At 50.0% G+C, this 25,786-nt stretch carries 23 protein-coding genes; 22 read left to right on the top strand and 1 reads right to left on the bottom strand.

Annotated elements, in window-relative coordinates; all coding sequences use genetic code 11:
• Positions 1 to 256: 256 nt before the first annotated feature.
• From SIC15_RS13460 to SIC15_RS13450, 3 genes are all read left to right on the top strand, one after another.
• Positions 257 to 694 (top strand): pilin, encoded by a 438-nt coding sequence (locus SIC15_RS13460; protein ID WP_412536161.1) that lies wholly within the window; start codon positions 257 to 259, stop codon positions 692 to 694.
• Positions 694 to 2,547, top strand: coding sequence for an O-antigen ligase family protein (locus tag SIC15_RS13455; RefSeq protein ID WP_412536160.1), 1,854 nt, complete (start codon positions 694 to 696; stop codon positions 2,545 to 2,547). Before SIC15_RS13460 ends, SIC15_RS13455 begins: the two co-directional genes overlap by 1 nt.
• A gap of 131 nt (positions 2,548 to 2,678) precedes the next feature.
• The gene (locus SIC15_RS13450) at positions 2,679 to 3,125 is read left to right on the top strand and encodes a pilin (RefSeq protein WP_412536159.1); all 447 of its coding nucleotides are present in this window, start codon (positions 2,679 to 2,681) and stop codon (positions 3,123 to 3,125) included.
• Between the two features lie 3 nt (positions 3,126 to 3,128).
• Here SIC15_RS13450 and SIC15_RS13445 read toward each other — a convergent pair whose 3' ends face one another.
• Positions 3,129 to 4,490, bottom strand: coding sequence for an MBL fold metallo-hydrolase (locus SIC15_RS13445; RefSeq protein ID WP_412536158.1), 1,362 nt, complete (start codon positions 4,488 to 4,490; stop codon positions 3,129 to 3,131).
• Between the two features lie 90 nt (positions 4,491 to 4,580).
• Between SIC15_RS13445 and cysQ the strand changes: the two genes are divergently transcribed.
• From cysQ to SIC15_RS13350, 19 genes are all read left to right on the top strand, one after another.
• Positions 4,581 to 5,357, top strand: coding sequence for a 3'(2'),5'-bisphosphate nucleotidase CysQ (gene cysQ / locus SIC15_RS13440; RefSeq protein ID WP_412536157.1), 777 nt, complete (start codon positions 4,581 to 4,583; stop codon positions 5,355 to 5,357).
• Positions 5,354 to 5,833 (top strand): transcription/translation regulatory transformer protein RfaH, encoded by a 480-nt coding sequence (gene rfaH, locus SIC15_RS13435; RefSeq protein WP_412536156.1) that lies wholly within the window; start codon positions 5,354 to 5,356, stop codon positions 5,831 to 5,833. Before cysQ ends, rfaH begins: the two co-directional genes overlap by 4 nt.
• A 94-nt stretch (positions 5,834 to 5,927) precedes the next feature.
• Positions 5,928 to 6,686 carry a Wzz/FepE/Etk N-terminal domain-containing protein gene (locus tag SIC15_RS13430; RefSeq protein ID WP_412536155.1) on the top strand — a complete coding sequence of 253 codons (759 nt, stop codon included), beginning with the start codon at positions 5,928 to 5,930 and terminating at the stop codon, positions 6,684 to 6,686.
• Between the two features lie 358 nt (positions 6,687 to 7,044).
• The gene (locus SIC15_RS13425; RefSeq protein WP_412536154.1) at positions 7,045 to 8,388 is read left to right on the top strand and encodes a capsule assembly Wzi family protein; all 1,344 of its coding nucleotides are present in this window, start codon (positions 7,045 to 7,047) and stop codon (positions 8,386 to 8,388) included.
• Between the two features lie 32 nt (positions 8,389 to 8,420).
• Positions 8,421 to 10,958, top strand: a complete 2,538-nt coding sequence (locus SIC15_RS13420; protein WP_412536153.1) for an SLBB domain-containing protein — start codon at positions 8,421 to 8,423, stop codon at positions 10,956 to 10,958.
• Complete coding sequence (locus SIC15_RS13415; protein WP_412536152.1) at positions 10,958 to 11,923, top strand: Wzz/FepE/Etk N-terminal domain-containing protein; 966 nt, start codon at positions 10,958 to 10,960, stop codon at positions 11,921 to 11,923. Before SIC15_RS13420 ends, SIC15_RS13415 begins: the two co-directional genes overlap by 1 nt.
• Before the next feature lie 21 nt (positions 11,924 to 11,944).
• Entirely contained in the window at positions 11,945 to 12,943 is a 999-nt protein-coding gene (pseB, locus tag SIC15_RS13410) for a UDP-N-acetylglucosamine 4,6-dehydratase (inverting) (RefSeq protein WP_209396784.1), read from the top strand.
• A 2-nt stretch (positions 12,944 to 12,945) separates the two neighbouring features.
• Entirely contained in the window at positions 12,946 to 14,103 is a 1,158-nt protein-coding gene (gene pseC, locus SIC15_RS13405) for a UDP-4-amino-4,6-dideoxy-N-acetyl-beta-L-altrosamine transaminase (protein ID WP_412536151.1), read from the top strand.
• Positions 14,100 to 15,731, top strand: coding sequence for an aldo/keto reductase (locus SIC15_RS13400; protein ID WP_412536150.1), 1,632 nt, complete (start codon positions 14,100 to 14,102; stop codon positions 15,729 to 15,731). The genes pseC and SIC15_RS13400 overlap by 4 nt, the downstream gene beginning before the upstream one ends.
• Positions 15,724 to 16,524 carry an SDR family NAD(P)-dependent oxidoreductase gene (locus SIC15_RS13395; protein ID WP_412536149.1) on the top strand — a complete coding sequence of 267 codons (801 nt, stop codon included), beginning with the start codon at positions 15,724 to 15,726 and terminating at the stop codon, positions 16,522 to 16,524. The genes SIC15_RS13400 and SIC15_RS13395 overlap by 8 nt, the downstream gene beginning before the upstream one ends.
• Entirely contained in the window at positions 16,515 to 17,624 is a 1,110-nt protein-coding gene (gene pseG, locus SIC15_RS13390) for a UDP-2,4-diacetamido-2,4,6-trideoxy-beta-L-altropyranose hydrolase (RefSeq protein ID WP_412536148.1), read from the top strand. The genes SIC15_RS13395 and pseG overlap by 10 nt, the downstream gene beginning before the upstream one ends.
• Positions 17,621 to 18,145, top strand: a complete 525-nt coding sequence (gene pseH / locus SIC15_RS13385) for a UDP-4-amino-4,6-dideoxy-N-acetyl-beta-L-altrosamine N-acetyltransferase (RefSeq protein ID WP_412536147.1) — start codon at positions 17,621 to 17,623, stop codon at positions 18,143 to 18,145. The genes pseG and pseH overlap by 4 nt, the downstream gene beginning before the upstream one ends.
• Entirely contained in the window at positions 18,138 to 19,190 is a 1,053-nt protein-coding gene (pseI, locus tag SIC15_RS13380; RefSeq protein WP_412536146.1) for a pseudaminic acid synthase, read from the top strand. The genes pseH and pseI overlap by 8 nt, the downstream gene beginning before the upstream one ends.
• 34 nt (positions 19,191 to 19,224) lie before the next feature.
• Entirely contained in the window at positions 19,225 to 20,175 is a 951-nt protein-coding gene (locus SIC15_RS13375; RefSeq protein WP_412536145.1) for a phytanoyl-CoA dioxygenase family protein, read from the top strand.
• 86 nt (positions 20,176 to 20,261) lie between these two features.
• Positions 20,262 to 21,458 (top strand): lipopolysaccharide biosynthesis protein, encoded by a 1,197-nt coding sequence (locus tag SIC15_RS13370; RefSeq protein WP_412536144.1) that lies wholly within the window; start codon positions 20,262 to 20,264, stop codon positions 21,456 to 21,458.
• Between the two features lie 2 nt (positions 21,459 to 21,460).
• Positions 21,461 to 22,075 (top strand): DapH/DapD/GlmU-related protein, encoded by a 615-nt coding sequence (locus SIC15_RS13365; RefSeq protein WP_412536143.1) that lies wholly within the window; start codon positions 21,461 to 21,463, stop codon positions 22,073 to 22,075.
• An 88-nt stretch (positions 22,076 to 22,163) separates the two neighbouring features.
• Positions 22,164 to 23,429 (top strand): O-antigen polymerase, encoded by a 1,266-nt coding sequence (locus SIC15_RS13360; RefSeq protein WP_412536142.1) that lies wholly within the window; start codon positions 22,164 to 22,166, stop codon positions 23,427 to 23,429.
• A 396-nt stretch (positions 23,430 to 23,825) separates the two neighbouring features.
• Positions 23,826 to 24,995: a capsule biosynthesis protein gene (locus SIC15_RS13355; RefSeq protein ID WP_412536141.1), complete on the top strand. Its 1,170-nt coding sequence runs from the start codon at positions 23,826 to 23,828 to the stop codon at positions 24,993 to 24,995.
• The gene (locus SIC15_RS13350) at positions 24,992 to 25,786 is read left to right on the top strand and encodes a glycosyltransferase family 2 protein (protein ID WP_412536140.1); all 795 of its coding nucleotides are present in this window, start codon (positions 24,992 to 24,994) and stop codon (positions 25,784 to 25,786) included. Before SIC15_RS13355 ends, SIC15_RS13350 begins: the two co-directional genes overlap by 4 nt.

Genomic DNA, 25,786 nt, shown 5'->3' with positions numbered 1-25,786 from the left:
CCGGTCTCAGTGACGAAAATTGTCACCCACTGACGCCGCTGGGCAGGAAAAATGGCCCTGCCGTAAACTGTGAAATTGTCCTCATGTTCTTGTAGGTTTCTGAAATAAATGCAGTAATCTTTATAGGTTTGTAAAACTTCAATGTTGGCACATTCAATGCATTTTCGTACTCAGGCTCAAAAAGCCGGTCACGGGGCGCGGCTCCATCTGGCCCGGGTCAGAAACAGTTGGTCAACGATAAACACAGAGGTCGATAATGAAGAATATCCAAATTAATCACGCCCAGAAGGGTTTCACACTGATCGAATTGATGATCGTTGTTGCGATCATCGGTATTTTGGCGGCGATCGCCATCCCGCAGTACCAAGACTATGTTGCGCGCTCTCAGGTAAATCGGGTTTTGGGTGAAATTTCTGCGGGCAAGACTGCGACCGAAGAGCAGTTGAACCGGGGTGTGTTCCCGGGTAGTGCGACGGATATCGGTATGACATCTTCAAACCTGATGCAAAATGATCTGCCCACGGTAACGTTTGCCTCCAATGGCCAGGGTGCGGGTACTATCGTGGCAACATTCGGGCAAGATGCTTCTGCCATCCTGAACGGCGATACCATTACGCTGACTCGCACGACTGCTGGCAGTTGGGCATGTACTACTAATGTTGACGCAGAATACGTGCCGGCCGGTTGTAATTAATGTCTAGACAGGCCTTCCGGTCTGGTTTGGACAGGGGCGCACAGCGCCCCTGTCCGAAATTTTCGTTTTCTGGTCTGGCTTTATTCGTTCTTTGTTTTTGCCTTTTGAATGTTGATTCTCTTCCTGAGGATCAGTTCTTCCTTGCCCCGGTCTTTTTTATCATCGCAATTGCGCCTACGTTTTTGGTATCAAACGCAAGGTACAAAGTCTCGCCGATTGCGCTTTTCGCCAATTTCTCATTGATCTTTTTATCTTTTCACTGGCTTTTCAGCGACTGGCCTTGGATGTCGCTATGGTTGGGTGGGTGTTTGGCGCTTTTGCCGGTTGGCGTTCTATTAGCAAGCAATATCGACGCAAAAAAGCGTATTGAGCAAGCCCTTCCAATCGTTTTGATTGTTGTTGCTTTGGTAAATGCTTTATTTCTTCTCTATCAAGCGCTGGCTTCAGACGGTCGCCCAGGCGGATTTCTGGAGGACCCAAATCTCGGTGCAAACATTATTGCAATAGGTGCGCTGTGCGCGGCATATCATTACCTATCGAAAACAGTCTCCCACTGGGTGCTTCTTACAGTCGCAATAATGTCTGCGGCGCTTTTTTTTGCCCAGTCACGGGGTGCCTGGATTGCGTTGATTATTTCTGGATCGATTCTGTCTCTTGTTTTTCTTGTATCGGGGCAACGTGAACGGCAGCGGCTGTTCTTTTTGGGTCTGGCACTTTTGACAGGGTTCGCGGTTGCTTTTCATTTGGCGGGTACAGGCCTCGCTGAATCGGTTGGTATCGGTGTAAGAAGTCAGTCTCTCGGGTATCGTGTTGAAATATGGGGTAGCGCTTGGGAGCTCTTTTCGCAGCGCCCATTGCTAGGAAGCGGTATTGGTACTTTCCCCTTAAGGTATCCTGCAGTTCGATCCGCTTTCGAAATTTCAACAACGGGTCATTTTGCCCACTCGGACATCCTCCAGTTATTTGTCGAGCTAGGTTTTTTTGGTGCTTTATTATTTTTATTGGTGCCGATTGTGTTTGTTGTTAGTTTTGGTGCCAGTATTAGAAAATATGGCGCTGGTTTTGGTTTGCCGGTACTTGCTTTTTGTGTGGTGGTTCTTGTGGGCTTGCATGGATTAGTCAACTTCGTGATTTATCAGCCGTTGATCGCCTTTACTGTCGGGTTGTTGATTGGCGCTTCAGAAAGAGGTGAGAGAGGGCTTGATTTGACTTTTAATGCTCCTGCTCGTCGCCTGTTCGGAGTTTTTAGTGTAGCAATCTCCTCGCTTATTTTGGTGATGTCATCTGCAGATTTAATGGCGACTAAAAGGATTTCTCAGATTGTTCAAAGTGAAGGTCCCTTCAACTTGCAGTCAAATGCATATTACGACTTGCTTTTTCTCGAGATGTTTTCTCCGCTTAATGTCAATATCAAGAACTTTATTGTCGATGCTGAAGTTGCATCTGCTCTGGGGTTGGTTGGCACGGATATGGGCCCACCTTTTCGAAAGCAGATTATCGAAAGGATAGAGCAAGGTAGGCGCTATTATGAGCCCAACTGCGTCCAGCAATCCGCGCGTGGGCGCTTGTTGTGGTTGGACGATCAAGATAGGGCGGTTTCGGCCCTTGAGTCACTTGTTCATAGGGCTCCGAATTGCTACCGGGCATATATCTCCCTATCCGAAGCTTATCTCGAACAACTTAGATTTTCTGAGGCTGAGCAGCTTCTGGAAGGGGCGCTCGCACGGTTTAAATTTGGTGAGGTCAGCAAAGAGCAAGCCTCTGCTTTGCTTGATGCGCTTGCAAAGACCCTGCGGCGTCAAGGCAAAGAATCGGAAGCGCGCGCGATTGAAGCATTCAGTCGTGCAAGCTGACGCTTTTTATTTAAGCATCCCCTGTTAAGAATTGGTAGACGCCGAACAAGCTTCAACTATTGCCGAACTCTTTATTGGTTCGATTATTGCCTGAAGTATCGCGTGAATAGTTATCAAGAGTTGGCGACCTGATGAAAAATAGAAAATTTTCCGGCTTTTCCCTCATTGAAGTTATGATCACTGTTGCGATTATTGGCATTTTGGCCGCGGTTGCTATTCCGCTTTATAGCTCTAACGTCATGAAATCTCAAATGAATCGTGTATTAAGTGAGATTGCTGCCTACAAGTCGGCTTTTGAAGTTCAGCTTGCGAAAGGAAGTTCTGTAGCCAATGTGGATCTGGGTTATGTTCCGTCGGATCTTACTACCGGAAACGTTATGACTGACGTTGGTGTGGCTAATGGCGACGGATCTGGTCGCATCGAAGTGACGATGGGGGGCAGGGCGCATCCAAATCTATCCGGTGTAGTTGTTCAGCTCGTGCGGGATATCAATGGAGTCTGGGTGTGTACAATCGATGTGAGCGGTGCCAGTGGTTGGCGGAGCGAATACCGCCCGGATGGTTGTCGGGTTTTGTAGCCATCAGATTTCAACTTCCTCAAACAACTCCGGTACCTCAACATCCCAGCCAAACTTATCCCGAATCCTTTTGCGCATAACGTCACTCGCGACTAACTCACCGTGAGTGACGTATACCTTCTCCGGCTTGAGTGAGCTTTGCTCAAGCCACGCCAGAATCTCGTTGTAGTCGCCGTGCGCAGAGAGGGAATCCAGGTTATGAATCTCCGCCTTCACAGGCCAGTACTCACCGTGGATCTTCACTGATTCCGCACCGTTCACCAGTGCATCACCGCGGGTGCCAGGCGCCTGGAAGCCAGCGAACACCACGCTGTTGCGGGGATTTGGGAGTAGCGTTTTCAGGTGGTGTAGGACCCGTCCACCACTGGCCATTCCGCTGGCGGAAATAATCACGCAGGGATAGCGCACCGCATCCAGTTCAATGGATTCCTCCACCTTGCGGACAAATTCGGTTTTTTCGTCGATCAGTTCGCATTGAGCGGCGTTCAGTTTGTGCTCCTTGTGATGCTTGCAGAAGATCTCGGTAGCCTTGATGGCCATGGGACTGTTCAGGAAAACCGGAAGTTTGGGTATCTTCCCGTCCCCCATAATCTTGTGAATCACATACAGCAGCATTTGCGCGCGGCCCACGGCAAACGCAGGAAGAAGCACGATACCGCCACGCCCCGCCGTGCGGGTAATGATTTCAGCCAGCTCTGCTTCCGGATCTGTCTCGCCGTGGGCCCGATCCCCATAGGTTGATTCGCAGATCAGCACATCGGCCTTCTGAAGCGGCTCCGGCGGACGCATGATGATGTCGTTCTGACGCCCAACGTCACCACTGAATACAACTGTTCTGTCTGCGCCCTTGTGATGAACATGAACACAGGACGAACCCAGAATGTGACCCGCCGGGGTAAAGGTTACATGGAACCCTTTAACCGGTTCGAACGTCTCGTGGTAGTGCAGGGACTCAAAGTGCTTGAGGGCTTCCCAGGCGTCTTTCTCGGTGAACAGCGGTTCCGGTTTTTCGTGCTTGGAGAACTTCTTGCGAAACGCGTATTTCGCATCCTCTTCCTGCAAAAAGCCGGCATCTGGCAGCAGAACCTTGCACAGTTCGTGCGTGGCTTTGGTGCAGTAAACCTTGCCCTTGAATCCATTCTTAACCAGAGCGGGAAGATACCCGGAGTGGTCAATGTGAGCATGGGTGAGCACCACCGCATCAATAGTGGAGGGGTCCACAGGAAACTTCGCCCAGTTGCGCCGGCGCAAGGTTTTGACGCCCTGGTACATGCCACAATCCACCAATACCCGATGTTTCTCATCGGATAAAAGGTAGCGGGAGCCCGTGACTGTGCCTGTGCCGCCGAGGAAGCGAAGTTTCATAGAGCCATCCTTCTCGTTCTTTATTGAGGGAGTGTTACTATTGCCTATGATAGTTCATAACGTTTTGATCTGAAGCAGGAAGCGAATCACATGCATTACAGCTCCATCCTCCCGGACGTGATAAAAGTGGCCGATGCGGCCAGTGAGAAAGTGCTTCACATTTACCAGTCTGACTTCAAAGTGAGCTACAAGGAAGACGACTCGCCAATTACCGCTGCAGACACCGCTGCCCATGACATCATCACCCATGGGCTTAGAAGCATCAGCCGGGATATCCCGATCCTTTCGGAGGAGGGCGGCGATATCCCCTGGGAAGAGCGCAAACACTGGCGTCGCTTCTGGCTGGTGGATCCTGTTGACGGCACAAAGGACTTCACCCAGCGCACCGGCGAGTTCACGGTAAATATCGCCATGATCGAAGATGGCCAGCCGGTGATGGGGGTTGTCATCGCGCCTGCCCTGAAAGAGGCGTTCTGGGGCATTGTGGGAGAGGGCGCTCATATGCGGGACCGCACGGGCAGGGTTCATCACATCCGTGTGGCAGAACCTAAACCCCTGAAACGGGTTGTTGCCAGCAAAAACCACCTCAACGACGAAACCCGGGCATTTATCGAGGCATTGGGTGAACATGAGTTGGTGCAGGCGGGCAGCTCCCTCAAATTATGCCGTATCGCCGAGGGGCATGCGGATATCTATCCACGGCTGGGCCCTACCTCTGAGTGGGATACCGGTGCTGCGCAAGCCGTGCTGATGGCTGCCGGCGGCAAAGTGCAGACACTGGATGGGGAACCCCTTAACTATGGTAAGCAGAATGTGTTAAATCCGTATTTCGTTGCATCGGGAAGCTGGTACAGTCCCCGGCCATGACCTGGTACGCACTTCAACACAAGCCCGCCCAGGGCGACCGCGCTCTTCAGCACCTTCAGAACCAAGACATCGCCTGCTTTTACCCAAAAATCAGTGTGGAGAAAATCAAGGGCGGAAAGCGCTCGAAGAAACTGGAACCCTTGTTCCCTGGCTATCTGTTCGTAAACCTTGAGCAGACGGATCCAATGTGGTCGAAGCTTCGTTCCACCCGTGGTGTGTTGAGAATTGTCGGATTTGCCAACAAACCCGCACCCATAAGCGATGGTGTGATCCAGCATATCAAAGAGAGCCTCGACTCGGTGGCAGAGCAGGGCGGCATCAAGCCGGGCCAGCCGGTACACCTGAGCGAGGGGCCCTTCGAGGGCATCAATGCCATTTTTCAGGCCTATGACGGCGAAGAGCGGGCAATTGTGCTCGTCAATTTTATGCAGAAGCAACAGAGCATCAGAGTCCCGGTATCTGCTATAAAGAAGTAACTGTTGTGGCCTTTGCCCAGAAAAAATACTGGGTATTCGGTTCCGGCGTCGAGCAGAGACATCCTTGGCTTAAAGCATCAATAGAGGAGCGCAGATGGAAGAGATGCCGCGAGAGCGTCGATCAGAGGCAGATGACGAACTTAGTCTTGTGGATCTGACCTTTATGTTTCTGAAGCATCGGAGAGCCTTCTATCTAGTATTCTTCTCTGCACTGTTTTTGGGTGTCATTTACGCTTTTTTCGTGCCTCACAAGTACGAATACGTCACTCTCGTTGGGCTTGCAGAGAAGGAGCCCGGTACCTTTATCGAAAAGCCGGGTACTGTTATTGCAACTCTGGAGAATCGCTGGCTTCCTGAATATCAGGCAATATATCAAGCAAGCCATAATCAACCCTTGCCGTTCGATATCAACTTCGTCAACCCCGAGAATACCGCTTTGATTCGAATTTCTTCAGAAGCCTCAGTTGAGCAGGGTGAACAGGTGAGGCGGGCGCACGCTCATTTGGTCAATGAGTTAGAGCAGAGTCAGTCAGCCGCAGTGTCGGCTGTGAAGGGGGCTCTTCAGAGCCAGATAGAGTCTCTGTCTCAGACGGTCGGCATGTTGGAGAGTTACAACGACGCCGGCGAGGCTATAGCAGGGACCGTAGGAAAGCGTTTGTCGCTGGAAGCGACCCTGAAGTCAATTCAGCCAATGGAAGTTCTTGCTGAAAGTCGAAAAAGCTCGGAGCCTATTGGTCCGGCGCGAACCCTGATCGTTGTTTTGGCAGGTATGCTCGGATTGATGGGAGGCGTTTTTTCGGCGTTCTTTATGGAGTTTGCCAGCGTTATGAGGGCCAGGGTGAGCGAAAGTTAGTCGATTTCCCTGCATTTGTGATCCTTTAACAATTCTTTACTGCGGTAAGCCTCTGAAACCGCACCTGTCAGACTTTTTGTCACTTGCTTGTCACAGGCGATGCCGTAAAATCGTCACCCTTCTGAAACAGAACATTCATCTACCGACAAGGAAATAGTTGGGATTCAGTTGTTCCCTTCCTTTTGCCTGTTTCCTGTCGATTTTCAGATTATTTATATTTATGACCTTAAAACACTGGGCCCTGGTCGGTGGGGCGGTAGCGTGCTTTAGCAGCCCCCACCTTTGGGCGGCGCCCTGGCTTGAGCCGGGGGATTCACGGGCCAGGTTCGCGGCTCAGAAGTTGGCAGACCGTGGCCATATGGACCGTACTGTAAGCACCTGGCCGCTGATGTGGAGTGCCGTTCACAGTGGTTTGCAGCCCAGTGTGAGTGCGGATCATTCGTCGGTAGGCTCTGCCGCGGCCTACCTGCGTTTCGAGCAGGAACAGCAGGCGCACCCTGGTTTTCGCGGTGAGTACAGTCTGTATGGCAGCAGCGAGATTCCCGGTATCCGTGGGTTTGATCAGAATGCTCTTGCGAAGGTTGGAGCGGCAATTGATCTTCAGTGGCAGGGCGAAGTCTGGGCCTTCGGGCTCAACCCCGGCTATGCCCATAATCCTGATGATGATGAAGAACTGCGCCTGGATGGCTCCTATCTTGCGGCAGCAGCCGGCAACTGGGTGTTCGGTGTGGGTGCTATTGACCGTTGGTGGGGGCCCGGTTGGCAGTCTAGCCTGATTCTCTCGAATAACGCCCGCCCGATGCCGGCGCTCTGGATCAACCGAAACAATACCCACGCCTTCGAAACCCCTTGGCTGAGCTGGATCGGTCCCTGGCAGTTTACAGCGCTAGCCGGACAGTACGAGAGCGATCGCGCGGTGCCGGATGCCAAACTCATTGGTATGCGCTTTACCTTCCGTCCCGTCGATGGCCTGGATTTTGGCCTCTCCCGTGCGATTATGTTCGGTGGGGAGGGGCGGCCGGAAGGGGCGTCCACTATCTGGAATGCCCTGATCGGCCGGGATAATGGACAGCTTGAGGAAAACGATCCGGGCAACCAACTTGCCAGCGTTGATGCGCGATACGGTTTCTCAGTTGGCCAGCAAACAATGGGCATTTACGGCCAAATGATGGGGGAAGACGAAGCTGGTGCCTTTCCGGCCAGAAAGTCCTGGCTTTTCGGGGCAGATTGGACCACCCAGCTATTCGAAGCCGACCAGCAATGGTTTGTTGAGTACGCGAATACCCTGGCTGACGACTTTCTGGGTGACGCCATTCCCAATATTACGTATGAGCACTCCCGTTACCGTTCCGGCTACCGCTACTACGGTCGCAGTATGGCTACCAGTTTTGACGGCGACGCAGAGGCCATCACCCTCGGGGCTTTCAATTTCTTTGGCAATGGCACGAACTTCAGCGCCAAAGTGAGTTTCGCACGTCTCAATAAAGAGGGTGCAATTGGAACAGTGGTGCCGAACGACGAAATATTTTATACCGTGCCCGATGTTGATCAGAACGTAACCATTCTTGATGTAGGGTACGGAGCCAGATTGTTTGAAGGATGGCTGGACCTGAAGCTCCAAGCCACCGATAAGAAAATTAAGTACTTGGGTGGCGAAAAAGACCAGTGGTCTTTGGGTGCCGCCTGGACATACCGTTTCTAAACTGATCGAACCAAAACGTCGGATCTTAAATTGTGAAGCTCAAGAATCTCCTGCTACCCCTGGCCATACTGCTCCCCGCGGTAACCTCCGCCCAAGCTATCAGTCAGTCCCAGATCGAACAATTTCAGAGCCTGCCCAGAGCCCAGCAGGAAGCCCTGGCTAGCCAGTACGGTATTGATCTGGAAGACTTCCAATCCTCTGGGCAACGCAATCAGCGACCACGAGACGTTCAAGTAGTTGAGCCGGCTGAAAGTATTTCGGACGAAGAGAGGGGGCAGGCCCGCGGAGAAAAGGAGGAAGAAGAAAAAGAGCGGCGAGCCGCCGATAAAAACGGTGGTCTGAAGCCCTTCGGCTACGAGTTGTTTCGGGGCAGCCCAACCACCTTTGCTCCGGTAACCGAAATCCCCATTCCCTCCGAGTACACCCTTGGGCCCGGAGACGTATTGCGCATCCAGCTCTGGGGCAAGGAAAATCAGAACCTGGAACTGCCCATCGGCCGCGATGGTACCATCAGTTTTCCTCAATCTGGACCCATGAGCGTCGCGGGCTTGAGCTTTGATGAAGCCAGGCAGCAGATCCGCAATCAGGTATCTGAACAATACATCGGGGTTCAGGCCAGCGTATCGTTGGGCGAGCTTCGCAGCATGCGGGTATTCGTGCTCGGTGAAGCGCGTAACCCGGGTTCCTATTCAGTCAGTTCGCTCTCCACAATCACCAATGCCTTGTACGTCTCCGGTGGCATTAAACAAACTGGATCGCTGAGAAACCTCCAGCACAAACGCGACGGAAAGCTGGTAGGCACCCTGGATCTATACGATCTCCTGCTCAAGGGCGACAGCTCAAACGATAACCGTCTCCAGCCGGGCGACGTGATTTTTATTCCATCTGTAGGCAGGCGTGCGGGCATTGAGGGCGAGGTCTACCGCCCTGCGCTCTATGAACTGGAAAATGAGAACACCCTCGAGGACTTAGTCAGTATGGCCGGTGGCCTCACCCCTCAGGCGTACCCGCAGCGCATCAATATTGAACGCACCAACGAGGACTTCCTTAGAATCATTGCCGAGGCGGATTACACTGCAGCAAAGGGAAAGAGTGCACGAATTCAGGCGGGTGATAGAGTAACCATTCCGTCGATCTCGGATATCACAGGCCAGTATGTAGAGATCGCCGGCGCGGCCACGCGGCCCGGTCGATTTGCCTGGATGCCGGGCATGCGGGTGAGTTCGTTGATTCGAAATCTGGATGCGGATCTTACCCCCTTCGCAGACAAGCGCTATGCGGCCATCGTTCGTACAGACAAACAAAGTGACACTATTTCAGTGCTAAACCTCAGGCTGAGAAAGGCCATTCAGAATCCCGGCGGCGAGTTCGATTTCCTGCTTAAGGAAAAGGATAAGCTGTTGATCTTCTCTGACGCAGGAAAGGTGGAGCGCAAAAATGAGCCAACTGAACAGCTTGGCGACATGGATGGTGAGCAACAGTGGGAGTTCACACGGGAAGCCCTCTTCGAACCAGTACTCCGTCGACTGAAAAGCCAGGCAACACCGTCTGCTCCACAGAGAACCATTCAGATTAGCGGGCCAGTTCGATACCCCGGTGAATACCCCATGCCTGCCTCACGGCAACTTGCGGATGCCGTTTTTGTGGCTGGCGGGTTGAAAGATTCAGCGTCACTTTTCAATGCGGAAATTGCCCGATACACCACTGATGAGAACGGCATTGGGAGGACGAAAATTCTCAATGTGAACCTGGCCGACGCCTTGGCCGGAAACGCCAATCTGGCACTGCAAAGTAGGGACCGGATTCTGATTAAATCCATCCCGGAATTCGCGAAGACAAGCACCATCCAGCTGCAGGGCGAAGTACGTTACCCGGGTGTGTACACTTTCCGGGACGGAGAAACGCTCAAAGAAGTTATTGAGCGAGCCGGCGGACTAACTGATAACGCTTTCCCGAGAGGCGCGGTCTTCACCCGAGAAAAGTTACGCCGCCTTGAAGCTCAGCGCCTTCGCGAAGCGGAAGAGCGCCTGCAGGGAGACCTGCTCGGAGTCCAGCTTGAGGGCGATGGACTGGCAGGAGAGAGTGCGGATCGAGCGCAACAGGTTGAGGATCTGCTTGAGGATGTCCAAAGCAGTCGTCCGGTCGGTCGAATGGTGGTTAATCTCGAAGCAGTCGTGAATAACGAAGACTACCAGGCGATCCGCCTTCAGGACGGCGATACCCTGACTGTTCCAACCATTCCTCAGTCCGTTACCGTGTTTGGCGAAGTTCAATTCCCAACGAGCCACTTGCATCAGGCGGGCTTAACTGTCGATGACTACCTCGAACGTTCCGGTGGGCCAACACGTCAGGCTGATGAAAGTAGGGTTTACATTGTAAAAGCGGATGGTTCCGTAATGCTGCCCGAAAGAAGCCGCTGGTTTGGCAGTCGCAGCCAACAAATGGAGCCGGGAGACACGATCATCATGCCAATCGATGTTGACCGGCTGAACCAGCTCGAGTTGTGGTCTAACGTGAGCCAGATCGTTTACCAAATGGCTCTCGGTGCTGCCGCTGTGGGGAATTTGTAATGAGTAAGCATGAGCTGCGAGTTCAGCCTGCAATAGAAAAGCCTCACCTTCAGGATGATGAAATAGACCTTCGAGAGCTATTTGAGACCTTCTGGCGCGGCAAGTGGTTGATCATGGCCATCACTTTTGTCTTCGCTGCAGGCGGCGTTGCATACGCGCTTTATAAGCCAAACGTCTATCAAGCCAATGTACTCCTAGCCCCAGCAAACGAAGAGGGTGGCTTACAGGGCCTCAGTGGGCAACTCGGAGGCTTGGCCAGCTTAGCCGGCATTAGCATTGGTGGTGAAAGATCCAATCAGACCATCATAGCAAAGGAAGTCCTTCAGTCCCGCGCTTTTCTGGCTGACTTTATTCGTCGCCACAGCCTTGAAGTGCCACTTATGGGTACCGAAGCCTGGAATGAAAAGAGCCAAACGTGGGTATACAACTGGGAAATCTACAACCCCAAGACAGGTGAATGGCTCTTGGATGAAGGCGGCAAGAGCTACAAGCCGACGGATTGGGACTTGGTGAAAACATTTAAGGAAAAAAGCCTTAACGTCAGCGAGAACAAAGACAACGGCATGATCACTATAAGCGTGAAAAGCCTGTCACCCTCCGCTGCGCAGCAGTGGGCCCAATGGCTGGTTAAAGATATCAACGAACATATGCGCAAGCAGGATGTCACCAAAGCCACTGCCCGAATCAACTATCTTGAAGAAAAACTGAACGACACCAACGTCGCTGGCATGCAGCAAGTGTTTTATCAACTCATTGAAAATGAAACCCGCACAGTGATGCTGGCCAATGCCCAGCAAGAATACGTGTTCGAGACTGTAGATCCGGCGGTTGTGCCTCAAGAAAAAAGTGAACCTAAAAGAGCATTAACGGTTGTCTTGGCAACCATTCTGGGCCTCATGCTTTCGATTATAATTGTGTTCATTAGGCTCGTACTCTTCACGAGTAACAAATCCAGCAATCCATAGAAGACACTTGGCGAAAATCTAATGTTAGAAAACTCTACTATCCTCGTAACCGGTGGCACTGGGTCGTTCGGCCATAAATTCATTCCCATGACACTGGAAAAATACAATCCCAAGAAAATCATTGTGTTTTCCCGGGATGAAATGAAGCAGTGGGAAATGGCCAAGCTGTTTCAAGGCGACGACCGCCTTCGTTTCTTTATAGGCGATGTACGAGACAGGGATCGACTATATCGGGCACTTGATGGCGTTGACTATGTTGTGCATGCAGCTGCCACGAAGATCGTACCCACCGCTGAGTACAATCCTTTTGAATGTGTAAAAACAAACATTCACGGAGCCATGAATCTGATAGATGCCGCGATTGATAAAGGCGTTAAGGGCGTCGTCGCGCTTTCAACCGATAAAGCCAGCAGTCCTATCAATCTCTACGGTGCCACCAAGTTGGCCTCTGACAAGCTTTTTGTGGCCGGCAACTCATATTCTGGTGGCCATAAGACCAAATTCTCTGTGGTCCGGTACGGTAACGTAATGGGGTCTCGCGGCTCGGTCATACCCTTTTTCATGTCGATCAAAGAAAAAGGCGTGTTGCCTATAACCGACCCGCGCATGACACGTTTTATGATCAGCCTGGAGCAAGGCGTAGAGTTGGTCTGGCATGCATTCGAAGACATGGTGGGTGGTGAGATTTATGTCAAGAAGATCCCGTCAATGAAAGTAACGGACCTCGCGCAAGTGGTTGCCCCGGATGCAAAACAGGAAGTGGTTGGAATTCGCCCGGGTGAAAAACTGCATGAACAGATGATTGGCGCAGAAGACTCCTATTTCACCTACGAATATCCAGAGCACTTCAAAATTTTGCCCAACATTAACGATTGGGGAACATGCGAAAGCCGAATCAAGGACGGTAAGAAAGTGCCCGAGGGCTTTGTCTATTCAAGTGACAATAATTCGGAATGGATGACTGACAAGGAGCTTCAGGCGTGGATTGATCGTCACAACAACGAAATTGGAAAGATCTGAGAATGATTCCCTACGGCAAGCAAGAAATCTCTCAGGCCGACATTGACTCTGTGCTTGAAGTGCTCCAGTCGGACTTTCTGACTCAAGGCCCGAAGGTGCCTGAGTTTGAATCAAAGGTAGCTGAACATGTCGGTGCCAAGCATGCGTTGGCCGTGAACAGTGCAACCTCGGCCTTACACATTGCTTGTCTGAGTCTGGGGTTGGGGCCGGGTGACTGGCTGTGGACATCGCCTATTACGTTTGTAGCTTCCGCGAACTGCGGACTTTACTGCGGTGCTAAGGTCGATTTTGTTGATATTGACCCCAAAACATACAACATGTGCCCGAAAGCACTGGCTGCTAAGCTGGAACAGGCTGAGAAGTCCGCATGCCTGCCCAAAATTGTGGTTGCAGTTCACCTGTGTGGTCAGCCGTGTGACATGGCAGAAGTGCACCGATTAAGCAAAAAATATGGGTTTCGGGTTATCGAGGATGCCTCACACGCCATTGGCGGAAAGTATAGGGGGGAGTTCATCGGCAACAGTCGCTTCAGCGACATTACGGTTTTCAGTTTTCACCCAGTAAAGATCATTACTACCGCGGAAGGTGGTATGGCCCTTACCAATGATGAAAATCTGGCCATCCGTATGAATTTACTGCGTAGCCATGGAATTACCCGGGATCCTCGCCTGATGACTCGCGAGGCTGACGGCCCATGGTATTACCAGCAAATCGACTTGGGCTTTAATTATAGAATGACAGAGCTTCAGGCAGCTTTGGGTGTAAGCCAGATGAATCGCTTGGATGCTTTCGTAGCTCGCCGTCATGAGCTAGCCGATCGTTATAATGAAATCTTGGCGAGCTTGCCGGTGACTACGCCATGGCAGCACCCAGATAGCTACTCAGGTTTGCACCTGTACGTCATCCGTTTGCGTCTCAATGAAGCTGATAAATCCCATCGGGAGGTATTCGAATCTCTCCGGGAGCAAGGCATTGGAGTGAACTTGCACTATATCCCGGTTCATACGCAGCCCCATTATGAGTCCATGGGCTTCAATGCAAGTGATTTTCCAGAGGCGATGGCTTATTACCGCGAAGCAATCAGCCTGCCCATGTTTCATGGGATGACTTACGAACAACAGGACCAGGTTTCGAGCGCGTTGGAGTTTTCGCTGGTATGAAGGTTCGGCTCTTGTTGCAGGCAAGGACAAATTCTTCTCGCTTGCCGGCCAAGGTTTTACTGCCAGTGGGCGGTGTGCCTTTGGTCGTGCTTGCAGCCCGTCGGGCAGGCAATACCGGCCATCCTGTAACGGTTGTAACCTCTCGGGAACCTTCGGATGATCTGTTATGTGAAGTCCTTGCCAAGTGGCGCATCAACTTTTTCAGAGGGGACTTGGAGGATACCCTCAAGCGCTTCGTGGATGCGCTTGAGGGGGTCTCAGACGAATATGCCGTTGTTCGGCTGACCGGCGATAATGTCTTTCCGGATGGGGCATTCATCGATGAAATGCTCAAGGAATTCGAGAAAAAAGAAGTCGCATATCTTGGCTGCGTTGGAGGCTCATCGGGGCTTCCCTACGGCGTCAGCGCTGAAATAACGCGCGCCGGACATCTCAGGGAAGCTCAGAACGAGACAGAGTCCTCGTTTGATCGCGAACATGTTACCCCTTGGATAATAAGAAAATATGGTGGAAGCAGATTCGAACACTACCAATCCCAGCGTATGGAACACTATCGCTGTACCGTAGATACACTGGATGATTACTTAACCGTTGCAAAGTTGTTTGAAGGCTCCGATAAACCTGAAAATATGCCGATGGAAGCTTTGCTGAAAGCATTGAAAGCTGAATCGACAGACGTGGCAGTTACAGCTCCAGCAAAAAGAATGGTTTTGGGAACCGCTCAGTTTGGATTGGACTACGGTATTGCGAACAGGGCTGGGCGCCCTCAACAGAAACTTGTGAACGACCTGGTACGAACCGCTATTAAAAATGGTGTTCAGAACCTGGATACCGCGAGAGCCTATGGCGACAGTGAGAAGGTGCTGGGCAAAGCGTTGGCTGAAGGCTGGTCCTCAAGGACAACCGTTATTACGAAGCTGTCACCTTTAGATGACTGCCCTCCTGTGGCCCAGCCGGAAGTGGTGGAAGCCTTTGTAGAACGAAGTGTATATCAATCCTGTCGATTGCTCGGTGTCTCCAAGCTCGACGCTTTAATGCTTCACAGGGCGGACCACTTAACTGCTTGGAACGGGGAGGTCTGGAACGCACTTGCCCAACTCAAAAAAAAGGGCGTTGTTGGTGAACTCGGGGTATCGGTACAGTCCCCGAAGGAAGCATTGACCGCTTTGTCATTTGATTCCGTTTCGATTCTCCAGATACCTTTCAACATCCTGGACTACCGCTGGGATTCGGTCATCGAAAAAATTTTGGATGAGCGAAAGCATCGTTGCCTCACTATTCACGTCCGAAGTGCTTTACTGCAGGGGTTGTTGACTACCAATCACTTAAACCTTTGGAAGAGAGCTAAATGTCCTAATGCGGACCAGGTATTGGAATGGCTTCGTGAACAGGCAAATAACAACTGCGGAGGGGATGTGGTTGAACTCTGTTTGCGCTTTGCGCTCTCTCAAGACTGGATTGATGGCGTTGTGCTGGGCTTGGATACTAAGGAACAGCTCCTTTACAACCTCAAGGTAATGAGCGTCGAGCCGTGGTCACGAGATCAGCTACTGAAGATCATTGAAGATCGCCCTCAGGTCCCGAAAGAAACGCTTGACCCCGCAACCTGGACGAAGCCCGATGCCTGATCTAAAACAAAGATTTTCACTTTACGGCAAAAGCGTTCTAGTAACAGGGGCCACTGGATATCTTGGTAGGGCGATGGTTTTTGGTCTGGCGGAGTTGGGGGCTAAAGTACTGGTGAACGGCAGAAATCGCCCTCGTGTCGAACAGTTTGTGGAAGAGTTGTGCGAGGCAAAGCTAGCCGCCCAGCCTGCTGTCTTCGACGTAAATGATGGACAAGCTGTACGTCACTGGTTTGCCCAATTTGGTAACACGCCATTACACGGCTTGGTGAACAATGCTTATGCTGGTGGGGCAGGTTCCATAGAGAATGCGACAGATAAAGATTACCGTGATAGCTATGAAGTTTCGTTGGTATCAGCGAACAGACTGCTACGAGAAGCACTGCCTAATTTGCGATTGGCTGTTAAGAGCGGTGGCGGAGCTTCTGTAGTAAATATTGGTTCGATGTATGGAATGGTGAGCCCTGATCAAAGATTATACAAGGGCAAGAACGCGGCCAATCCGCCGTTTTATGGTGCCGCAAAAGCCGCACTAATCCAGTGGACTCGGTATGCGGCCTGTGAGTTTGGCATAGAAGGAATACGAGTCAATGCAGTCTCCCCCGGGCCATTTCCTTCAACTGCTGTGCAGGCGACCAATCCGGATTTCGTAGAGACTTTGGCTGGCAAAGTGCCTTTGGGACGAATTGGCCAGGCAGAGGAAATTCAGGGGCCTCTGTCATTCCTGATTTCGGATGCGTCCACCTTTGTGAACGGCTCCAACCTAGTTGTTGATGGGGGATGGACGTGCTGGTAGCGTTTCGCGTTGATGCTTCGGAGCGTATAGGAACGGGCCACGTTATTCGCTGTCTCACGCTAGCTGATGAACTTACCTGTCAGGGTCACCAATGCGTGTTTATCTGTCGTAAACATCAAGGGCACCTGACTGATTTAATCGCAGGCAAAGCGTACCAGCTGTTCATTCTGCCGGCTCCCGAAACTATGGAATGCAACTCGTCAGCCTATTTGAACGATTCTTATGGCGATTGGTTAGGTGTGCCTTGGCAACAAGATGCAAAAGAGACCCGTGAAGCTCTGGCTCTAATAGATGCGGACTGGTTGGTGGTGGATCACTACGCCCTTGATGCCTGCTGGGAACAGCAGGTTGCAATGGTGGTAGATCAAATTATGGTTATTGATGATCTGGCTAGCAGGCAGCACGAATGTGCCCTGTTGTTGGATCAGAATCTGGGGCGGGTTGCCTCAGATTATGATTGGCTTGTGCCGAAGGATTGCTTGCGATTGATAGGCCCCGAATACGCGCTGCTGCGGCCGGAGTTCGCACCACGTCGCGAATTCAGCCTAAAGCGGCGTGAGCAGCCGAAGCTGAAGCGAGTTCTGATCTCTCTGGGTGGTGTGGATCGAAACAATGTGACGGGGCAGGTTTTAGAGTCATTGGTGGAATCGGAGCTGCCTCGCGACACTCAACTAGACATCGTCATGGGAGGCTCTGCGCCTCATCTGGACGAAGTTCAGCAACAGGCTAGCCGGTTGCCTTTCAAGGCAACGGTGAATGTGAATGTTCCCGACATGGCCGAGCGGATGTGCCTGGCAGATCTCTCTATTGGAGCGGCGGGCGGTACCTCCTGGGAGCGTTGCTGTTTGGGCCTCCCTGCAGTGTTGGTGATTCTGGCTGATAATCAAGTGCCTGGAGCGAGAGCCTTGGAGGCCGCCGGAGCTACTTTAACGATCACTGATCCCGATACAGTTCAGGCATCTTTGCCCTCCGTGATGGCCGAAATTGGTCGGTTTGATTGTCTTCAACGCATGAGCCGTGCCGCAGCTGCGATAACCGATGGGAAAGGTACCTCCAGGGTTCTTGAGTCGATTATGACCGTGAGCAGGAGAGCATCGTGAAAGCGCACAATCTCCGGCCTATGACGGAAACTGACCTTGAGCAGGTGTTGAGTTGGCGTAATCACCCTGATGTACGTCGCTACATGTACACCACTCACGAAATTGGGATAGAAGAGCATAGAAAATGGTTTTCCGGCGTCAAGCATGATCCTGCGGTAGATCCTATGATTTATGAAAACCACGGGCTGGCCAGAGGTTTTGTGAATATTACGCGCACGCGATGCCCGGAGGTTGCAGACTGGGGGTTCTACCTGGCGCCTGACGCGCCGAAAGGTACAGGGAGGTCTTTGGGTAACCAAGCTTTAACGTACGTGTTTCTAGAGCTTGGCCTTCACAAGCTTTGCGGCCAGGCTCTCGGCTTTAATGAGCGCTCTATATCGTTCCATAGGGCGCTAGGGTTCTCCGAAGAAGGGCGCCTCCGAGATCAGCATTTTGATGGCCACGAGTTCCACGACGTTTTTTGCTTTGGTCTACTAAAACAAGAGTGGAAAACAAAAGATCAGGAATCGAATAATGACTGAACCGAAAATAGTAATAGCCGGAAGAGAGATCTCTCGCAACCAGTCTCCCTACATTATTGCAGAGCTTTCAGCTAACCATAACGGTAATCTTGAGACTGCGATGAGGATTATTACCGAGGCCGTCAAAGCAGGTGCCGACGCTGTTAAGTTACAGACATACCGACCTGATACTATAACGCTGGATTGCCAGTCGGACGAGTTCAAGATCAAAGGGGGGCTTTGGGACGGAAGAACGCTCTATGAGCTTTATGAGGAAGCGCATATGCCGTGGGAGTGGCATAAGCCACTTTTTGATCACGCACGGAATGTTGGAATTCCGATATTTAGTTCGCCCTTTGACCGAACTGCGGTGGACCTTCTTGAGGATCTAAACGCGCCAGCATACAAAATTGCGTCTTTTGAAGCGATTGATCTCCCACTTATCCGTTATGTGGCTGCCACTGGGAAGCCTATGATTATCTCTACGGGTATGGCCAATGCCGAAGAGATTGAAGAAGCCATCAATGCTGCCTATGAGGGAGGTTGTAAGGAACTAGCAATTCTGCATTGCGTAAGCGGCTATCCGGCTCCAGCCGAGGATTACAACCTTCGCACGATTACAGACATGGTTGAAAGGTTTGGCTTAGTTACCGGCCTGTCTGATCATACCTTGGACAACACAACTGCAATTGCCAGCGTAGTTTTAGGGGCCTCTCTGATAGAAAAGCATTTCACGCTAGATCGTCGTGGTGGTGGGCCAGATGATAGCTTTTCTCTTGAGCCGAAAGATCTGGCAGAGCTTTGTTCCGGCGCAAAAACGGCTTGGAAATCGCTTGGCAAAGTTGATTATGGTCAAAAGTCCAGCGAGGTAGGTAATGCACAATTTCGAAGGTCGCTCTATTTCGTTGAAGACTTGAAATGTGGGGATCGGATTGCTTCCAGCTCAATTCGTAGTGTTAGGCCGGGATATGGATTGCCCCCAAAATACTACGATGAGCTTTTGGATCGAAGGCTGAAAAGCGATGTTAAAAAGGGTACGGCTGTTACTTGGGACTTGCTGGCTTGAGCATGACCAATAATCTTTCAGAGGAGGTTTTGATTTGAATGCTGCTGCAGTAGGGCGGTTAAAACGCGTTTTCGAGAGTTTGTCCAGTAAACCAGGCTATACCTTAATGAGGGGTTTTGCGCGTTTTTCCACTTTGAGGTTATCCATACCCTTTCTGCGTGCAGCAGTTCTCAAAATTAAAGGTCGTTCCCATCTCGATTCTCTTGAGCTAGAAGGCAAAGAGACATGCTTTCCTGATGTTGATATCGATTCAGTGGTGGCAGCGCTTCGAAAGGATGGAGTTGCATTTGGTTTCAGGCTGCCGGATGAAGTAGTGCAGTCTATCCGCTCATACGCAGAAGAAGCGTTATGTTTCGCTGATAGGGCACCTGCATATGGTTTTAAGATAGAACATAGAGAGCGTGCGGAGGAAGTGCTTAATAAAAAAATACTTGTTGCTCAGTATTTTAATACGCTTTCGGAAAATCCTGAAATTGCCCGTCTGGCTCAAGATCCCACTCTCAAGGAGATAGCCCGTCGTTTTTTGAATTCACCTCCGACCTTCGTTGGTGCCAACTTGTGGTGGACGTTTCCGGTGGAAGCGACTGAAGAGGATCGTCACCGGCATGCGCACAAATTCCATAGGGATGTAGACGACTTCAAATTCTTCAAATTCTTTTTCTATCTCACAGATGTTGAGAAAGGGGATGGAGCCCACGTCGTTGTTGCGGGCTCTCAAGGGAAACCGCCCATAAACGGTTTCTTTGATCGGTGGAACATCCGCCGCTACACCGATCAAGAGATTGCTGAGAACTACAGCCCGTCCCAAGTAAAAGAAATTGACGGTAGCGCAGGCGATGGATTTGCAGAAGATACTTGGTGTATTCACAAAGGGCAGACGCCAGTAAGAAAGCCTCGCCTTTTGCTTCAACTCCAATTTGCGCTTTTCGATTACAACGCAATGCATGATCAAAGAAGCCAAGAGTTGCTTCAAAGGCTAGCGTGAACAACCGATTAAACTCGGCATCTTGGTTACGTATCAATCAGAGGTGGAAAAGAGAAGTTTGGTACGTTCCGATATTGGGCGGAGCCATGGCGCTAATGATGCTGCGCCCCTTGCTTATGGCTCGGCTTTTTGACGCCCCTGATTTTGGCACGTACATAGCTGGATTGTTGGTTTCGAGCAGTTTCTGTGTCCTTGGCTGTTTGGGACTACAGCCAAAATTACAGCGCAGTATGCCGATGGGCTTCGTCGCTCGAAAAGAATTGGCAAGCCAAATCCTTTTATTTCAGTCCATTCTGGTTGCACTTCTTCTGGCCTTGGTAGGTTGTTTGATCGGGGTGGCAGATTTGTCTATCGCCGGCTTGAGCCCGGGGACCTTTGCAATAAGCGTCGTCCATGGTTTTTCTCAGCAGATTTTCGTGCTCTCAACGGTGGAGAGCAGGAGTAGAGGGCAGGCGTTAAGGTTTAGTTGGCAGAATATGGGGCGGGCGATTTCAATAATCACGGCGGCCGGCATGGTCGCGTGGTACGTGCGCTCGCCCGAAGAGACACTTCTAACCGAAGCCATCATTTCCATCCTATTGGCCTCGCTTATACTGGTCAAAAGCTCTACTCGCCACAGCACTGGGCTCCGTGCCTTATTTCTTTTGGCAATTCGCAGACTAGCCGTAATTCGGTGGTCTGAACCGCTGTCGCTGATGCTTGTGATGTTGGTGGGGTTCAGTTTGGCAAACGCAGACCGATGGGTAGCAGTTACCGTTCTTCCGCCTGTTCAGTTCGCGTGGTATGGATTTGCCTGGATATTACTTACAGCGGCGCAATCAATTCAAACGATTACCAATTCATCCCTTTATCCCGCATTGGCAAAACGTTTCGCGATAGGGGGGAGAAGGGCCAGTTTTTCACTCGCTTGGAAAGCGAGCTTAGTCTTCTTGATTTTGGGTGGTATCGGCGTGTTGCCGAGTTACTTCCTTTTGGAAGAGATAATTGTTAATTGGTTTGAGGACTATCAACGTTCCCTCGAAATACTTCCAATTTTCCTGGCTGTTGCTTCGATTCGATTATCTGATTTCTGGTCTAGTCATCTACTTGTTTCAGGAAAAGAGCGTTTACTACTTGCGGTAAATTGCTTATCCGGGGCATTTGTTTTTATCTCATTTTCGCTGCTCGGCTACTTTCAGTCCGTAGATAAACTAGGCATCACTGAGCTTGCTCATCTCGCCCTAGCTTTGACCGTTGTAAATTACCTTCTTGTATTGATCTTTTCTCTGAAATTTAGGAGATGACGTTGTTTAAAGCTTCCCATTTAAGAAGAACATTTCTGTGGCGGTGGTGGAATTTTCTCTGTTTCATTGCCAGAGGGGTGCGAATTCATCCCACAACGGTTATAGATGGGCGTTCTGAACAAATAACCCTTAATAGGGGAGCGAAGATAGGAGCACGAGTCAATATACGATTGTCAGCATCCGGAGAGTTAGTTTTATCAAATGATGTTTGGCTTTCCCACGATGTTGAGATCGAGTCTTCGGAAAAAATCACAATTGGCGCCGGTACGACGGTGCAGCGAAGAGCAACCATTAACGGATCGGTAAGCATTGGGAGCGGGTGCATCATTGCGCCAAACGTTTTCATTTCATCAGGAACTCATCCCTTTAGAGTATATCCGGAAAAAACCATCCGGGAGCAGGAGCGACTAATCATTGAGGAGCGGGGAGATCTTTCTTCACTTGACAGGCCAATTAGTATTGGCGATGACTGCTGGTTGGGTGTGAATGTAGTCATATGCCCAGGGGTCAACATTGGCCGGGGATCGGTTGTTGGCGCGAACTCCGTTGTATTAAAAGATATTCCAGAAAACACCGTTTGTGCTGGTGTCCCAGCTAATATCGTCGGATCTCGATGACTTTAGTTTGAAATAAGCTTCCTTATGATAATCCATAGTATTTCAGATTTTGGTAGGAGACTAAATATATACAGCTTCGGGATGCTAAATGATTAAGCATTTTATCTGGGTTTGGGTTTTTTACTGGATCGCTTTTGCCTTTCTACCCGTTAGTTCGCTTTATACATCTGTAGGCGAAGCTTTTTTACTTCAACTCACATTTTTAGTCTTAGTTTTGTTTGGTTTTAGTTGGAGTTGGTTGGCAGGTGTCCATTATCGAGCCCCAATGTGCGGAACGCGGACACCGAAGAGTTTACACAAAGCGATCCAGTTGTCGTTAATATTTTCGAGCGTTGGCACTCTCTGTATAATTTATGACAAAATCGCAATTCAGGGCATAGATTATAGTCAAGGTGTGGCAGTAGCCAGAGAAGCTTGGAGAAAAGAGGGGATTGAAAGAGAGGGTGGTATTTCTTCGGTCTTCAGTATGCTGGGGTACCTTTTAAGTAGTGGCTATTACGTGGCTGCCGTGCTTCTTGTTGCGTTTGGCGAAAGTTTAAAAAGGTCATTCCTATATAAAGGAATTTTTCTAGTTTTTATTTTACTTATGGCTAACTCCGTTCTGGCTGGTGGGCGTTCAAATGTTCTATTGGTCACAGTCTTCGTTGCGGGTGCGATAACTGCAGTATCTGGATGGTCATATCGGTCAATTTTCCCAAGTAAAGGGCTGCGCTCATCTGTATTTGTTTTGGTTTTATTTTCATTTTTCTATGTTTTGTATGTCTTTTCTGAACGAGCCGAAGCGACAGGGATCGACGTTTCCGCCTATGTAAAACACTTTCTTCCTTACCTCGGTCTAAGGTTAGCCCCATGGTTTTCTGAGGCAAGTGGTAATGGAGTATTGTTTGATATTATTAACCTATTGGTGCTCGCGCTTAGTTATATCACACATAGTTTGGCAACCGCAGCCGGAATCATCGAGAACGGGCCTGGGGACAAGGTAATTGTTTTTCTACACCCTTTGAACATCTTAAACAAGCTAGGAATTGTTGCCCGGCCGGATAGTTCGTGGTTTTTGTCTGGTAGGTTTCCGTCATTGCCCGCTGCATTGTTTTATCAGTTCGGTCTTTTTGGTTTTATTGTTGTTTCAATTTTTGTAGGATTCTTGAGTGCCGCAGCGCGCTATTTTTATATAGCCTTTCCTTCTAGCATCGTTGCTATGAGCTTTTATCTAATGATGTATTCTATTCTTATTATTTCGCCTTTGCTTCTTGCTATTGATTTTATGAGTTTTCCATTTGTGATGTTTTCTTTCTTCCTTGTTGCGGTTATTTCGAGCGCGAGTAAATTTATAGCACGTTCACTTAAATTCTGACTTCGGAGATTTTTCTTGAATATTGGATTTGTTAATGTTTTTGCTTTTCGGCCTCACGTTGAGCATTTGATATATCTTTCAGAATTATTAAAAGCGAAGGGGCATAATGTTTACTTTCTCACGTGTGATTCTTCTGTATCCAACTGCTACGCCCGTGAAATCAAGGGCTCTGGGCGAATAAGCGAGTGCAGTAAATGTATACTAGGAGGCGTCCGCTCATACACAAACGAAAACATTACCTCCGTGGTTGATCAAAAGACTGATCTAACCGAGCGTCAGTTGGATCGAATGGCTCTGTCAAGCTCCTGTACTTTGTCACGGACTGAGTCCGATGTTGAATGGAATGATACGGAAGTAGTTGAAATCCGACGATCTCTATATTCACCCATAGGTTCCGTGTACGAGAGCACCAAACAATGGATAGCAGACAATAGCCTAGAAGGTGTCATCTGTTTCAATGGGCGCATGGATTTGACTCGTGGTGTCACCTACGCCTGTGAATCAGTGGGTATTCCCTTTATTAGCCATGAACGGACATGGTTTGGGGACGGTATCCAGCTGGTGCCGAATGGCAACTGTCTCGGACTGAAAGCGTTGGGTGAGCTTGTTTCAGAGTACAGCGAAAAACCATTGACAGTATCCCAAGCCAAATATGCAGGAAAACTAGTAGGGGATAGGTTCCTGCAGCGAAACTCATTGGAATGGCGCCTGTATAACCAAAATCCTGAGCCTGCTCCTTGGCCAACCAGGACATCCGGAAAGAGGATTCTAATTGTACCAAGTAGTAAGAACGAGTTCGCCGGTCATGAAGACTGGGAAACTGGGTGGCAGGATAACACCCAGGCCCTTGACGACTTTTTCGAGGTCTACAACATTCACCCAGAGCAAGTAGTTTTACGGTGCCACCCTAATTGGTCTGAAAATATTGGGCGGGTAACGGGAGAACGTTCGCTAAGGCTTTACCGGCAATGGGCGGAAGATCGAGGAATCCATTTCATCAGTAGTGAAGAGAAGGCAAGCACATACGACCTCATACAACAGTCAGATATTGTTGTTTTGAATGGGGGAAGTTCAGCTGTAGAGGCCGGAGCGTGTGGTAAGCAAGTTGTGTGTCTCGGGCCAGCTCCTTACGAGAGGGCGGGGTTCGCCCAGATTTTCCTGTCCCGCCAGGATATGGAAGAGAATGATCTGCTTGATTTGGATGAAGACCTGGTGCGGCGTAAAACCCTTAGGTTTTTATACGTTCGTTCTCATCGTTACCCCCAGTTCGTGGATTATGTGAAGGCGCTGGAAACCACCAAGTATCAATATTTTGAAGGTGCAGACCCTGATCGCATCATCAGGCAATTTGAGACTGGCAACATAGAGGCAGACGATCCGGTCTTTTCAGAATTCGAGAATTCAGAGAACGAGGTGCTTTCGCTGCTTCGGCAGAATGCCTGGGGAGAGTTGGCCGATTACGAAGTCCCAAAAACTGTTGGCCAGCCATATCAAGTTAGTCGTCGTTTTGCCTTTCGATGGGTCGACGGTTTTAGATCTATGTTTTCTAGAGGGGATCGGGGGTGAGCAAGACTACAGAACAATCAGTAACGATAGTTACTCCCGCCTACAATGCTGCGAGATTAATCGACTCTACAATTCAATCGGTCGTCAACCAAACCTTTGACGATTGGGAGATGCTTGTTGTTGATGACTGCTCGACTGATGGAACACGCGAAATCGTTCAAAAGTGGGCGGAAAAGGACCAGAGAATTAAATTGATTGCACTGAGCGCTAACTTTGGGGGGCCAGCAGGCCCACGGAATATTGGCGTGAGAGAAGCGTCTGGACAATATGTTGCCTTTTTGGATTCTGACGACATTTGGCATCCAAGGAAGCTGGAAATCCAATTGGAGGTGCTATCCAAATCTAATGCGAGTTTCGTTTGCTCGCAGATGAAGGATTTCACGAGTGAGCAGGGAATATCGTTTGATAGGATTGAGCGATATGACGTTGAAGAAGTTTCGTTTAAGCAACAAAGCTTGCGCGCGCGGATTCCTACTTCCAGCGTGATTGCTGAAAGAGATCTTTTAAAGGCAACTCCGTTCGTAGAAGGCATTAACTATAAGGCTGTCGAAGACTATCACTGCTGGCTGAGGATTCTTGAAAAAAAACCAAAATGTATAAAGGTTCGCGCTCCGCTGCTTTTCTATCGAAAGATTGAGGGTCAAATATCCGGCTCCAAGATGGCTATGATGAAAAAAGTTTTCATGGTGCATTGGGACTACCCTGGAAGGAGTCTTTCTGAGGCGGTGTTTTTAACCCTGACCCATGTATTGGGTGGTTTGTATTTCAGATTTATAAAGAAAGGAATGTGA

Origin of the sequence: Marinobacter sp. MIT932201, assembly GCF_047123295.1 — a bacterium.
GTDB classification, from domain to species: domain Bacteria; phylum Pseudomonadota; class Gammaproteobacteria; order Pseudomonadales; family Oleiphilaceae; genus Marinobacter; species Marinobacter salsuginis.
This window is presented reverse-complemented; position numbering and strand designations above follow the sequence as displayed.

What these genes read in the sequence shown, in the direction of transcription:
- SIC15_RS13460 (WP_412536161.1), top strand. Translation starts at nt 257, where the DNA reads ATGAAGAATATCCAAATTAATCACGCCCAGAAGGGTTTCACACTGATC.
- SIC15_RS13455 (WP_412536160.1), top strand. Translation starts at nt 694, where the DNA reads ATGTCTAGACAGGCCTTCCGGTCTGGTTTGGACAGGGGCGCACAGCGC.
- SIC15_RS13450 (WP_412536159.1), top strand. Translation starts at nt 2,679, where the DNA reads ATGAAAAATAGAAAATTTTCCGGCTTTTCCCTCATTGAAGTTATGATC.
- SIC15_RS13445 (WP_412536158.1), bottom strand. Translation starts at nt 4,490, where the DNA reads ATGAAACTTCGCTTCCTCGGCGGCACAGGCACAGTCACGGGCTCCCGC.
- cysQ (WP_412536157.1), top strand. Translation starts at nt 4,581, where the DNA reads ATGCATTACAGCTCCATCCTCCCGGACGTGATAAAAGTGGCCGATGCG.
- rfaH (WP_412536156.1), top strand. Translation starts at nt 5,354, where the DNA reads ATGACCTGGTACGCACTTCAACACAAGCCCGCCCAGGGCGACCGCGCT.
- SIC15_RS13430 (WP_412536155.1), top strand. Translation starts at nt 5,928, where the DNA reads ATGGAAGAGATGCCGCGAGAGCGTCGATCAGAGGCAGATGACGAACTT.
- SIC15_RS13425 (WP_412536154.1), top strand. Translation starts at nt 7,045, where the DNA reads ATGGACCGTACTGTAAGCACCTGGCCGCTGATGTGGAGTGCCGTTCAC.
- SIC15_RS13415 (WP_412536152.1), top strand. Translation starts at nt 10,958, where the DNA reads ATGAGTAAGCATGAGCTGCGAGTTCAGCCTGCAATAGAAAAGCCTCAC.
- pseB (WP_209396784.1), top strand. Translation starts at nt 11,945, where the DNA reads ATGTTAGAAAACTCTACTATCCTCGTAACCGGTGGCACTGGGTCGTTC.
- pseC (WP_412536151.1), top strand. Translation starts at nt 12,946, where the DNA reads ATGATTCCCTACGGCAAGCAAGAAATCTCTCAGGCCGACATTGACTCT.
- SIC15_RS13400 (WP_412536150.1), top strand. Translation starts at nt 14,100, where the DNA reads ATGAAGGTTCGGCTCTTGTTGCAGGCAAGGACAAATTCTTCTCGCTTG.
- SIC15_RS13395 (WP_412536149.1), top strand. Translation starts at nt 15,724, where the DNA reads ATGCCTGATCTAAAACAAAGATTTTCACTTTACGGCAAAAGCGTTCTA.
- pseI (WP_412536146.1), top strand. Translation starts at nt 18,138, where the DNA reads ATGACTGAACCGAAAATAGTAATAGCCGGAAGAGAGATCTCTCGCAAC.
- SIC15_RS13370 (WP_412536144.1), top strand. Translation starts at nt 20,262, where the DNA reads ATGGCGCTAATGATGCTGCGCCCCTTGCTTATGGCTCGGCTTTTTGAC.
- SIC15_RS13360 (WP_412536142.1), top strand. Translation starts at nt 22,164, where the DNA reads ATGATTAAGCATTTTATCTGGGTTTGGGTTTTTTACTGGATCGCTTTT.